The 11,002-nt window shown below is 68.7% G+C and carries 14 protein-coding genes; 6 read left to right on the forward strand and 8 right to left on the reverse strand.

Annotated features, from left to right (window positions below):
• Positions 1 to 44 precede the first annotated feature (44 nt).
• The 3 genes from BKA15_RS11125 to BKA15_RS11135 are packed head-to-tail and all read left to right on the forward strand — an operon-like array spanning position 45 to position 2,000.
• Complete coding sequence (locus BKA15_RS11125; RefSeq protein WP_179750751.1) at positions 45 to 596, forward strand: MmyB family transcriptional regulator; 552 nt, start codon at positions 45 to 47, stop codon at positions 594 to 596.
• Positions 593 to 1,393, forward strand: coding sequence for an HAD family hydrolase (locus BKA15_RS11130; protein ID WP_179750753.1), 801 nt, complete (start codon positions 593 to 595; stop codon positions 1,391 to 1,393). The genes BKA15_RS11125 and BKA15_RS11130 overlap by 4 nt, the downstream gene beginning before the upstream one ends.
• A 46-nt stretch (positions 1,394 to 1,439) precedes the next feature.
• Positions 1,440 to 2,000, forward strand: coding sequence for a GNAT family N-acetyltransferase (locus BKA15_RS11135; protein ID WP_312878944.1), 561 nt, complete (start codon positions 1,440 to 1,442; stop codon positions 1,998 to 2,000).
• Here BKA15_RS11135 and BKA15_RS11140 read toward each other — a convergent pair.
• Complete coding sequence (locus BKA15_RS11140; protein WP_179750755.1) at positions 1,960 to 3,198, reverse strand: MFS transporter; 1,239 nt, start codon at positions 3,196 to 3,198, stop codon at positions 1,960 to 1,962. The two genes, BKA15_RS11135 and BKA15_RS11140, sit on opposite strands and share 41 nt — an antisense overlap.
• Positions 3,199 to 3,268: 70 nt before the next feature.
• On the opposite strand from BKA15_RS11140, the gene BKA15_RS11145 reads away from it, so the two are divergent.
• Entirely contained in the window at positions 3,269 to 4,156 is an 888-nt protein-coding gene (locus tag BKA15_RS11145; protein WP_179750757.1) for a LysR family transcriptional regulator, read from the forward strand.
• Here BKA15_RS11145 and BKA15_RS11150 read toward each other — a convergent pair whose 3' ends face one another.
• Positions 4,157 to 4,705: a P-loop nucleotide/nucleoside kinase family protein gene (locus BKA15_RS11150; RefSeq protein ID WP_179750758.1), complete on the reverse strand. Its 549-nt coding sequence runs from the start codon at positions 4,703 to 4,705 to the stop codon at positions 4,157 to 4,159. It abuts the gene before it with no gap.
• Between the two features lie 53 nt (positions 4,706 to 4,758).
• Here BKA15_RS11150 and proS point away from each other — a divergent pair, with 53 nt between their 5' ends.
• Together proS and BKA15_RS11160 are read left to right on the forward strand one after the other, a co-directional pair.
• Positions 4,759 to 6,180 (forward strand): proline--tRNA ligase, encoded by a 1,422-nt coding sequence (proS, locus tag BKA15_RS11155; RefSeq protein WP_179750760.1) that lies wholly within the window; start codon positions 4,759 to 4,761, stop codon positions 6,178 to 6,180.
• Positions 6,170 to 7,051 (forward strand): DUF3626 domain-containing protein, encoded by an 882-nt coding sequence (locus BKA15_RS11160; RefSeq protein WP_312878945.1) that lies wholly within the window; start codon positions 6,170 to 6,172, stop codon positions 7,049 to 7,051. The genes proS and BKA15_RS11160 overlap by 11 nt, the downstream gene beginning before the upstream one ends.
• Here the strand turns inward: BKA15_RS11160 and BKA15_RS11165 are convergent, their stop codons facing one another.
• From BKA15_RS11165 to BKA15_RS11190, 6 genes are all read right to left on the reverse strand, one after another.
• Positions 7,052 to 7,462, reverse strand: a complete 411-nt coding sequence (locus BKA15_RS11165; protein WP_312878946.1) for a type II toxin-antitoxin system VapC family toxin — start codon at positions 7,460 to 7,462, stop codon at positions 7,052 to 7,054.
• The gene (locus BKA15_RS11170; RefSeq protein WP_179750762.1) at positions 7,459 to 7,698 is read right to left on the reverse strand and encodes an AbrB/MazE/SpoVT family DNA-binding domain-containing protein; all 240 of its coding nucleotides are present in this window, start codon (positions 7,696 to 7,698) and stop codon (positions 7,459 to 7,461) included. The genes BKA15_RS11165 and BKA15_RS11170 overlap by 4 nt, the downstream gene beginning before the upstream one ends.
• Before the next feature lie 154 nt (positions 7,699 to 7,852).
• Entirely contained in the window at positions 7,853 to 8,533 is a 681-nt protein-coding gene (locus BKA15_RS11175; RefSeq protein WP_179750764.1) for a nucleotidyltransferase domain-containing protein, read from the reverse strand.
• A gap of 173 nt (positions 8,534 to 8,706) precedes the next feature.
• Positions 8,707 to 9,165 carry a pyridoxamine 5'-phosphate oxidase family protein gene (locus BKA15_RS11180; protein ID WP_312878947.1) on the reverse strand — a complete coding sequence of 153 codons (459 nt, stop codon included), beginning with the start codon at positions 9,163 to 9,165 and terminating at the stop codon, positions 8,707 to 8,709.
• Positions 9,155 to 10,219: a PDDEXK nuclease domain-containing protein gene (locus BKA15_RS11185; RefSeq protein ID WP_179758390.1), complete on the reverse strand. Its 1,065-nt coding sequence runs from the start codon at positions 10,217 to 10,219 to the stop codon at positions 9,155 to 9,157. Before BKA15_RS11185 ends, BKA15_RS11180 begins: the two co-directional genes overlap by 11 nt.
• A 49-nt stretch (positions 10,220 to 10,268) precedes the next feature.
• Entirely contained in the window at positions 10,269 to 10,991 is a 723-nt protein-coding gene (locus BKA15_RS11190; RefSeq protein WP_179750768.1) for an endonuclease/exonuclease/phosphatase family protein, read from the reverse strand.
• Positions 10,992 to 11,002: the final 11 nt, after the last annotated feature.

Raw genomic sequence — 11,002 nt, forward strand, 5'->3', positions numbered from 1 at the left:
CATGATTTCCGAATGCTCCAGCTCGGCGAGGACAAGGAGTTGCTGTGGCGGTCGGTCCCGATGGCCCTGACGGAACGATCCGGGCACGTCTCGATGTCGTGCTCACCCGGCTGGACCCGGCGCCAGCCCTGGTGATCAACAGGGTCGGCGATGTCATCGCCGCGACCGCCGTCGGACGGCTCCTCTTCGGTCCCACCGGGATGCTCGACGCGTCACCCAGCAACCTGAGCCGGTACGTCTTCACCGATCCCCGCGCCCCGGCCGCCTTCCCGGACTGGGACTCGGTCGCCGATCGCGTGGCGACCCAGCTCCGGCTGGACACCTGTGACGAGACCGAGCGGTTGATCGATGAGATGTCGCGGACCGCGGGAGCCGAGTTCACCGACCGGATCGAGAGACCGCTCGTGATGCCGGAGCGGCACGACTACCTCCGGCTGAACCACCCGACGGGTGGACTGCTCAGGCTGACGTACGAGACGCTTGACCTGTTCATCGACGAACCGCAACACCTGCTGCTCTACCTCCCCGCCGACGAATCCTCGACCCAGGTGTTGCAACAGATCGCCTCGGGTCGCGAGGGCGCGGTGCGTTCGTGACCATCAGACTCGTCGCCTTCGACCTGGACGGTACGATCTTCGACCGCCATGGCATTGCGCCCGAGTACGCCGACACCGTGGCCCGGCTGGCCACGCAGGGCGTGCATTGCGTGATCAACTCCGGACGCTCGGTCGGCTTCCAGCTCGACCTGCTGACCGAACATGACCTGATGCAGCACTTCACGGCCCTGATCGGTGACGAGCGGTGGGTACACCTCGCGGACACCACCGGTACGGAGCCGAAGCTTCAGCCGCTCGAGCCGTGGAACACGGAAGTCCGGGCCGGCTGGGCCGAACTCGGGCCGATCGCCGAACACTGGTGCGGACTCCTCGAGGAGCAGACCCGGCAGCGGGGCTGGGCCAGCCGAGCCTACGACCGGGAGACCGGTCAGCGCCGAGGCATCTGGGCGATCTCCGTCGAGACCGCCGAGGGCGCGCAGGAACTGGCGACCTGGCTGCAGCCGCAACTGACCGGCAGCCCGCTGGCCTGCAACTCGAACGGCACCATCGTGCACGTCTTCGACGCGGAGCGGGACAAGGGCACCTCCCTGGCCGCGTTGGCCGAGCACCTCGGGCTGCGGAACGACGAGGTGATGGCGTTCGGCGACGGCTACAACGATCGGCCGATGCTGGACGGGCGGCACGGCTTCGCGTCGGCCACCGTCGCGAACGCCAACGAGGACGTGAAATCCTGGGTCCGGGACGCCGGCGGCCGGATCGCCGGGTCCGACTGCGGGGTCGGCGTCGCGGAACTGCTCACCGAAGTCTTCCCTCCCCGTGCCGCAGCGACGGCGTGAGGAACTACTGCGAGCTCCGCGGCGCCGGGCTGGCTAGGCTGCCTGGGTGACGTCGATCGCCTGGCCGGTCCGGACCGAACGTCTGGTGCTCCGCCCGTACGAATCCGGCGACCTGGATGCCCTCTGGGCCTACGAGCGGCTGCCGGAAGTCCAGCAGTGGCTCGGTTGGGCTCCGAAGACGGCGGACGAACTTCGGACCGCGATGGACGACGAAGCCAGCGCCACGACGCACGTGATGGTGCTGCTCGACTCGATGATCATCGGCCACATCATGATCATGCCGCGGGACAGCTGGTCGCAGGCCGACGTCGCCGACCGGGCCAAGGGGCTCGAGGCCGAGCTCGGCTGGATGTTCCACCCCGAGCACAGCGGCCGGGGCTTCGCCACCGAGGCCGTACGTGCCGTGCTCGGGCTCTGCTTCGAGGCACTGCGGTTCCGGCGGGTCCACGCGGGCTGCTTCGCCGACAACGCGGCGTCCTGGCGACTGATGGAACGCCTCGGGATGCGGCGCGAGGAGCACAGCCGCGCCACGGCCCTGCACCGCGACGGCACCTGGCACGACGGACTCACGTACGCGCTCCTCCGCGAGGAGTGGCCGCCTCGCTGATCGGCGCCGCGGCATCGCGTAGCGCCGGTGCCTGGGCGAGAGCGGCGATGCCGAAGCAGGCGGCGGCCATCACCGCGGTCAAGATCAACCAGCCGACCGGGCCGAGCATGATCACCAGCGGCAGGGCGGCGGCCGGGCCGACGATCCGGGCGGCGCTGGTCGACATCGAGAACGCCGCCTGGTAACGACCCTCGGCCCAGTCCGGTACGTGATCGAGGGCGACCCGCCAGGTCGCGATGCCGCCACACACCTCCCCGACCGTGAGCGCGACGATGCCGGCCAAGATCAACACCACCACCAGGCTCGGAGACGGCACCGCGCCGGAGCCGGCCAGCAAGACACCGGCGACGCCGAGCCCGCCGGCCGCGATCAGGGCGGTCCGCACCGTGGCCCGGGTGGTCCGCACCCGCGCCGCGTACGGTCGCTGGCCGATGATCACCAGGATCGTGTTCAGCCCGAGCGCGACGCCGGGCAGCCAGATCGGCGCGGCGGTCTGCTCCAACACCCAGATCGGCAGGATCACCGACAGCACCGGCATGGTCAGCTGGATCGCCGCCGCGAACCCGGTGGCGGCGGCGAACCGGCGGTCGCGCAGCGCGATCATGGTCTCGGCCCAGCCGCCCCTGCGCGCTGCCCGGGCCGGACGGCGGAGCGTCAGGGCCGAAACCGCGGTCAGCACCATGATCACCGCACCGATGCCGTACGCGATCCGGGTGGTCGGGCCGAGGCCGGACGCGGCGAGCACGGCGCCGAGCACCGTACCCAGCCCGATGCCGGCGTTGAGCAGCAGGTTCATGGTGGCGCGGATCGCGAGCCGGTCGGCCGGTACCGCGCCGTCGACGGCGAGCGCCTGCCGGGCCGCGGCCGAGGTGGACTGGGCGACCCCGAAGGCGATCGCGGCGGCCGCGAAGCCGGCCGCCGAATCGGTGACGGCATAACCGGCGACGGCCAAGGCAGCGAGCGCAGCGAAGAGCGCGGCGGCCCGACCCAACCCGAGCCGATCGGCCAGGTCGCCGAGCGGCACCGCGAACACCAGCGAGGTCACGGCCCCGAGCGCCAAGATCATCCCGATCAGCGGTGCCGGCAGATCGAGTTCGAGCGCGACCTGCAACACGATCGTCGACAGCACGACGCCCTCGACGGTGGCGGTGCCGAACTGGAGGGCGCCGATCAACCGGCGGTCGTTCGTCCTTCTCATGGGACCATCCTCAGCGTCGGACCACCATCGGTCCAACAGATACTTCTGCTGGTTGCTATCATCAACGCTGATGGAAGTGCATCAACTCCGGTACGCGCTCGCGGTCGCCGACGAACGCTCGTTCACGGCCGCGGCCCAAGTCCTGCACGTCAGCCAGTCCGGCGTCAGTGCCCAGGTCGCCCTGCTGGAGCGCGAGCTCGGACTGACCTTGTTCGACCGTTCGGCCCGCGGAGTCCGGGTGACCCCGGCCGGCTCGCCGGTCCTTGATCAACTTCGGCGGGCCCTGACCGAGCTCGACCGGGTCCGAGCGGTGGCCGACGAACTCAACGGGCTGGTCCGCGGCACAGTGAGCATCGGCGCCGTCGCCGGACTCGGCTGGCCGGCGTTCCTCGACGCGCTGCAGCAGGTGCACCGGACCCATCCCGGGCTCGAGCTGTCCCTTCGCGAAGCCAAATCGGTCGACCTGCAGGAGGACGTCGCTGCGGGCCGGCTCGACCTGGCCGTCGCGACCTGGGTGGATCGACCCAGGGAAGGTCTCGGGTCCTGGGTGGCCCTCGAGGAGCGGGTGATCGCCGCCGTCGGCACCGACCATCCGTGGGCCGGCCGATCCCGGATCTCGCCGGCCGACCTGCTCGATCAGCCGGTCGTCGGGCTGGCGCCGGGCACCGGCATGCGCAGCTCGTACGACGCCATGATGCGGGCCGAAGGGCTACCCGCCCCGGTCAGCTGGGAGGTCACCTTGCCCACCACGGCCCGGGCGCTCGCAGCCCGCGGGCTGGGCGTGGCCGTGCTGACCAGTTCCCGGGCCGACCTGCCGACCGATCTGGTCCGGCTCAAGATCAACTCCAAGCACGCAACCTCGCGGCTCGGCGTCGTCTGGCGTACCCGGCCCGCGCCGACGGCCGGCGCCCGCGCCACCCTCGAGGCGTTCCGCGAGCACCTGGCCGTCCGCTCTTGATCATGGAGTAGGCGATCCGGTCGGCAGCCGGAAGGACTCGATGATCTTGCCTGCCGCGGCCGCGGGATCCAGCAGCGATGTGTCCAGGGTCAGGCTCTCCACGTCCGGGATGACGGCGGCGAGATCCTCCTGTTCCCAGGCCCGCCGCAACCCGTCGACGGTGGCGAGTTTGCCCAGCTCCCGGCGGCTCTCGGCGATCACCCGGGACTCGGCGACCGACCGGTCACAGACCAGGCGGACCGGCCGGACCCGTCCGCCGTTGCGGCGCACCGCGTCGAACCGCCGGCTGGTCTGCGGCTCCGAGGTCGGTCCCGCGTAGACCGTCGTGAAGATCACGTTCGTATCGGAGCGGGCGGCCTCGGCCAGGATGTTCTCCCGGATCGCGTGCACCTGGCGCCAGAACGGCTCGGTCCCGAAGTCGAAGACCGGCCGGACGCAGTCGATGCTCAGGTGGTTGTGGAAGACCCGGAACCCGGTCCGCCGGGCCAGCTCGTTCGCCACGGTCAGTTTGCCGACCGCGGGCGGCCCGTACAGGTAGATCAGCTCCATCGGCCGATCGTAATTCGGAGGACGCCGCCGCGAACCCTGATTAGGCTCGAGCGATGGCCAGAACCGTGTTGACCCCGCGGGAGCAGGACTTCCCGCAGTGGTATCAGGATGTCATCGCCAAGGCCGAGCTCGCCGAGAACGGGCCGGTTCGAGGGACGATGGTCATCCGACCGTGGGGTTATGCGATCTGGGAGCGGATGCAGGCGGCGATGGATGCCCGGATCAAGGCGGCCGGTGCCCGCAACGCGTACTTCCCGCTGTTCATCCCGGAGTCGTACCTGAACCGGGAAGCCGATCATGTCGAGGGTTTCTCGCCCGAGCTGGCCGTCGTCACCCATGCCGGCGGCAAGCAACTGGAGGAGCCGATCATCGTGCGGCCCACCAGCGAGACCATGATCGGCGAGTTCATGGCGAAGTGGATCAGCTCGCATCGTGATCTTCCCCTGCTGTTGAACCAGTGGGCCAACGTGGTGCGCTGGGAGCTGCGGTCGCGGATCTTCCTGCGGACCACCGAATTCCTTTGGCAGGAAGGGCACACGGCGCACACCAGTGAGGCGGAGGCGCGAGCCTATGCGCGGCGCATTCTGCTCGATGCCTATGCCGACTTCCTGCGCATCGAACTCGCGATCCCGGTCGTCCCGGGGCGGAAGACTCGGCGGGAGCGGTTCGCCGGCGCGGTCAACACCATGACCGTGGAGGGGATGATGGGCGACGGCAAGGCGCTGCAGCTCGGCACCAGCCATGAGTTCGGCCAGAACTTCGCCCAGGCGTTCGACATCACGTTCACCGACGCCGAGCAACAGAGCCGGCTCGCCTGGACCACCTCCTGGGGCTCGTCGACCCGGATGCTGGGCGGCATGATCATGTGTCACGGCGACGACGACGGGCTCCGGCTCCCGCCCCGCGTCGCGCCGGTCCAGGCGATGATCACGGTGATCAAGGACGGCGACGGCGCGCCCGCTGCGGTCGCCGCGGAGCTCGTGGATGGCTTGAGCGCTGCCGGGGTGCGGGTCGAGCTGGACGACCGGACCGACCTGCCGTACGGGCGCCGGGCTGTTGATCATGAACTGAAGGGGATCCCGGTCCGGGTCGAGATCGGGCCGCGCGATCTCGTCGACGGCCAGGTGACCCTGGTTCGCCGAGCGCTCGGGATCAAGACGCCGTGCCCGGTGGCCGACGTGGTGTCCGCGACCGTACGCGCGCTCGCCGATGATCATGACCAACTGCTGACCGAAGCCGAACGCTTCCGGGACGACCGGACGGCCGACGTGACGACGGTCGGCGACGCGATCGAGGCGGCGCGGTCGGGGTGGGCGCGGATCCCGTGGCGCCTGCTCGGCGAGACCGGCGAGGACGAGCTGGCGGCTCAGGGCGTCACGGTGCGCTGTCTGGTCCATCCCGACGGCCGCGTACCCGACACCGATGATGCGGCCGCCGAGCCCGACCTGGTGGCGATCGCGGCCCGTGCCTACTGATCCGGCAGGGCTGAGCCGCTGGGCGCGAGCGGCCCTTGATCATGTCGGCCGGGTCAGTCGCGGCGCGCCGTTGGACCGGTCGTTGCGGGTCACCCTGAACTTTCATCCGGATCGACTCGTCGGCGACCGTACGGTGATCGAATGCCTCGCCGAGGAGCGGAGCTATCGGTCGCAGTTCGAGACCAAGATCAGCAACGGCGGGCTGACCGCCTATCCCGGAGGGGCCCGGTGGCGTTGGGAACAGCGCAGCTTCGGCGGTGCGTACGACGACGCACCGCCGGAGTCGCGGCCGCGGTACGGCGCGCTGAACCATCGCGGGGCCGACGCCGGCGGCGCGATCCGGTTCGGGTCCTGCCACCTGCGGCTCACCGAGTCGGTGCTGGACCGGTCCACGTTCTGCTTTCCGGACTCGGTCTTCGACCCGACCGACTACGGCACCGCGGCGCACTGTGATCTTGCCGCCTTGGCGGACGCCTTCCATGATCGCCCGCACACGGACCTGTCGGAAGGAACCGAAGGTGGACGACTGGACAGCTACATCGAAGCTCACGTGCACGGCCCCGTGCTGCTCGACCGCGACGTCGAAGCGATCGTCCTGGATCCGTCGTTCCGCGGCACCGAGGTGGAACAGGCAGCGCGGCTGGCCCATCCGGTGATCGAATGGACCGCCGGCCGCATCCTCTCGGTCGCCGAACTGCAACGACACCCGGACTTCCGCGGCCCGGAGCCGTTGATCATCGGCCCGGCGGTCGCCGAGCATGATCAAATCACCGCTCGGATGATCGGCGTCGCAGCCCGCTCCGATCGGTACGACCCGCAGGTGCTCAAGAAGCTCTGGCACCTGGTGGCCCGGTTCGGCCTCCCGACCTGATCATTGGACCAGTTCGACCCGCACCCCGAGCGCTTCGTAGGTTCCGCGAGCCCGGGCGTCGCGTGTTGCCAGCGTAAGGTCGCGACCACGCACGGCCGCAGCAAACAACGCGTCATAGACGGCACCGCCGGTGATCTGGCGACCGGCCAACTCCCGGTGGAGCGAACGGGACGCCTCCTCGTCGAGCACCAACGACTCCCCGAAACTCTCGTCGATCAGCGTCACGGCATCGTGGGGTGCGACCCGAGCATCACCGGGCAGCCGGGTCAGCACCGAATAGGTCTCGGCCAGCGCGTGGCCACTCAGCACCAGCGGTCGATCCCTGGCCCATGAGCTCACGGTCGAGTGGGCGGTGTGGGACGCGAGGAGCAGCGGCACAGCGACGCTGGTGTCGACCGCGGTCTCGATCACCGGCGGCCGGAATCGATCAGAGCAAGCATGTCCTCGTCGGATACGGCAGTGTCGCTGGCGGCGACCAGACGACCATCGGTGTCCCGCATGAGCCGCGCGGTACGCCCGCCCGGGGTCACCTGAACACCGGACCCGTAGACCGAGATGTCGACCTTCGAGCCCGGAGCCAGTCCGAGCGCATCGCGCAGAGCCTTCGGCAGCAGGATCCGCCCGCCAGCATCAATCGTCGCCTCCATGGGAAAAGGCTACCATCGTGTTCCCATCACAGTCTGAGTTGTCCCACCAACCAGGCTTGCCGCGTCCGGCGGAGTGTGAATCGATCCAGTGGTGACCTAACGACGCGATCTTCCGAGTTCGACGTCAATAACTCACCACTCGACGGGACCTCGGTCAGCCGGTGCCACTTCGGGCAGCTGCTTTGGCGCCTCGGATCCAAGGATGGTCGGCGTCGAAGCCGCGGATCATCTCGCGCAGCCAGTCCTGCTTCTCTTGGCCGAGCAGCGGCCAGGTCACCTCGAAGTCTCGGTCATCCTTCCTGCGCCGCTTCCGCGCCTTGAACAGAAGCACGATCTCGGGATTCAGGTACCGGATCTTGTCGTCGGCAATCCAGGTGACCGCCTCAAGCGGAGCGGTGTGGCCAGGGATGAACTTGTTCGTCCACTGCTCGCCGTGGCCTGGCGTCATCGGTACGTCCAGCACCCACGGTGCGTCACCGTTCTCACGCACCCAGATCTGGCTGGCATCGTCGAAGACGTCGGGAGTCCGATCAGTCAGGGGCCGCATGTCGCCACCGGCCACATTCCACAGGTCCCATCGACCTCTCACGTGCGCACGAAGATGTGACACATCCGACGCAAAGATCGACACGTCGACGTCCTCGTGCTCGCGGGGCAGGCCGGTGAAGACATCGATCGCCCACCCTCCGACAACCCACCAGGGTTGCTTGAACCCAGCCATGAACTGCACAAGGCCCGCCAAGTCCAAACTCTCCCAACGGCCGTAGAGTCGGGCCCAGTAGGCAGTTTCGGCCGACTCGGCAGGGGTGGCCGGCAAGGGCTCGGAGGTCGTCACCGCTCGATGATGTCACCCGCAAAGCCGCCGGACGTGTCGACGATCATGATCGATATGAGGAGCAGCGGGATCAGCACCAGCGCCCTTGATCATCAGTACTGAAGAAGTCACACAGCAGGGCGGCCGTCTCCTGCGGCGCTTCCTCGGCCAGAAAGTGGCCGGCCCGTCCCTCCTCAGCGCCAGCGGCCCTTGATCATCAGCGTCCGGCCGGACAGCTCGTTGACCTCGCGCCAGGCCTGGATCCGGTGCGGGCGGAGGCTGAAGTAGAGATAGGGATCGGTGTCCTGTCGCGGGTCGAAGCCGGCCTTCGCCGCGAACGCGTCGCCGACCTCGTCCGGGATCTCCGTGGTCGGGACAACCGCCGCGACCGTACAGTCGATCATGATCACGTCTCGGGTCTCACCCATCGCCAGCCGGGCCGGTCCGCCGGCCGAGAGGTTGCGTGCGGTCGGGCTGCCGGCCGCCGTGGAGATCATGATCGTCTCGCCGTCCCACCGGAACGACAACGGCACCAGTGCCGGCGCCCCGGTCGCTGCCTCCGCCGTGGCCACCCAGAGATCGACATCGTGTTCCAGCCGGTGCAACGTGTCCTCACGGCGCTGCACGACCGAGCGGGGTTCCTCAATCGTCACCCGCCCCATCCTGCATCACACCACCCTCCTGGAGCTCGCGTTCGAGCTGTTCGACCGTCGGCAGGTTGGTCTGCAGCGGCTCGGGCAGGCTCTCGATCAGCCGGTACTCGGCGATCCCCAGCGGTCGCGACGTGTCCCGCAGTGCATACTCCGCGACCACCTCGTTCTTGGTCTTGCACAGCAGCAGGCCGATCGTCGGCCCGTCCGACGCGTGCTTGACGTCGGCATCGATCACGGTCATATAGAAGCCCAGCTGGCCCATGTGTTCCGGTTTGAACCTGCCGGCCTTGATCTCGATCGCGACGTAACAGCGCAGGTGGAGATGATAGAAGAGCAGGTCGAGGAAGAAGTCGTCGCCGCCGACCTCGAGGTGGATCTGCCGCCCGACGTAGGCAAACCCGGCGCCGAGTTCGAGCAGGAACTCGGTCACGTGGTCGACGATCGCCTGCTCGATCGCGCGTTCCTGGGCATCCTCGCCGAGCCCGAGGAAGTCGAGCTTGTACGGGTCTTTGAGCGCCTCGCGGGCGAGGTCCGAACTCGCGGCGGGCAGCGTTCGCTCGAAGTTCGTCACGGCCTTACCCCGGCGCTCGATGGCGCGAGCCTCGATCTGAATTTCCAGGATGTTGCGTGACCAGCCGTGCTCCAGTGCGGCCCTGGCGTAGGCAATGCGCTCGTCCACGGACCGTACCCTGTCCACCAGGACCATGTTGTGGCCCCAGGGCAATTTGGCAGCAGTCTGCTGCCAAATCTCCGAGTTCGGCCACGCCTTCGCGAAGTCCCTCATGTACCGGAGATTGCGCGACGAGAATCCCTTCATCTCCGGGAAGGCTTCGCGCAGGTCGCGAGAGAGCCGGTCGATCACCTTGGCGCCCCAGCCCTGCTCTGCCTGGCGATCGAGGATGTCCCGGCCGATCTGCCAGTAGAGCTTGAGCAGCTCGGTGTTCACCGCGAGCGCGGCGCGTTGCTGGGCCGTGTGGATCCGCCCCTTGAGCTCGGTCAGCCAATCCCCGTACCCCTCCGGTGGATCGATCAGTCCCGGAACCTTCTCGTGCATCAGCACCTCCCCGTCAGCTTCCCTGCAGCCTGACAGGCGGCACTGACAATTACGGCCAGGCGAGTTCGACCAACAGTGGGCGATGATCCGAGGCGCGTACGTCGAGCACGGCGGCTCCGACCGGGCGGAGGCCGCGGACGAAGATGTGGTCGAGCCGGAGCTCCGGCACGTCGCTGGGATAGGTCAGATAGCCGTTCAGGCTCGCGGCCGCGTCCTCGAGCCCCTCCGCAATCGTCTTGACCGACGCCTCGTCCGGGCCGGCGTTGAGGTCGCCCATCATGATCACCGGGCCGTCGCCGCTCACCAGGTCGCGGACCTGCCGGGCCTGATGTTCCCGCTGCTCGGCGGACACGTGATCAAGGTGGGTCACGTACACCTCGACGGTCCGGCCGTCGATCTCCAGCGTCGCCCGGACGGCGGAGCGTTCCTCCAGGTCCGGGTCGTCGGACGGCAGGTTCTCCAGCCGGTACGGGGTGAAGTCGATCATGCGGTGCGGGGTGAGGAGGGCGTCGCCGTACTGCCGGCGATGATCGGCACCCGGCTCCGGCTCCAGATCGAGCGCCGGGGCGAACACGCCGGTCCAGCCGAGCCGCTCGGCCAGGTCGGCGGTCTGGTCGCGATGATCACTGCGCGCGTCGAAGTGGCGGTCCACCTCCTGCAGGCCGACGATGTCCGGCTGGACCGCGGCAATCACGTCCGCGGTCCGGCCGAGGTCGAGCCGGTTGGCCAGGTCGTGGCCGGCCCGGATGTTGAAGGTGAGGACCCGAAGCATCGGCTCAGGAT

Origin of the sequence: Microlunatus parietis (assembly GCF_013407955.1) — a bacterium.
Taxonomy (GTDB): Bacteria; Actinomycetota; Actinomycetes; order Propionibacteriales; family Propionibacteriaceae; genus Microlunatus; species Microlunatus parietis.

Bases quoted from the DNA above. Each gene is read 5' to 3' on its own strand.
- BKA15_RS11140 (WP_179750755.1), bottom strand. From the start codon at position 3,198: ATGAGAAGGACGAACGACCGCCGGTTGATCGGCGCCCTCCAGTTCGGC.
- BKA15_RS11145 (WP_179750757.1), top strand. From the start codon at position 3,269: ATGGAAGTGCATCAACTCCGGTACGCGCTCGCGGTCGCCGACGAACGC.
- BKA15_RS11150 (WP_179750758.1), bottom strand. From the start codon at position 4,705: ATGGAGCTGATCTACCTGTACGGGCCGCCCGCGGTCGGCAAACTGACC.
- proS (WP_179750760.1), top strand. From the start codon at position 4,759: ATGGCCAGAACCGTGTTGACCCCGCGGGAGCAGGACTTCCCGCAGTGG.
- BKA15_RS11170 (WP_179750762.1), bottom strand. From the start codon at position 7,698: ATGGAGGCGACGATTGATGCTGGCGGGCGGATCCTGCTGCCGAAGGCT.
- BKA15_RS11185 (WP_179758390.1), bottom strand. From the start codon at position 10,219: ATGCACGAGAAGGTTCCGGGACTGATCGATCCACCGGAGGGGTACGGG.
- BKA15_RS11190 (WP_179750768.1), bottom strand. From the start codon at position 10,991: ATGCTTCGGGTCCTCACCTTCAACATCCGGGCCGGCCACGACCTGGCC.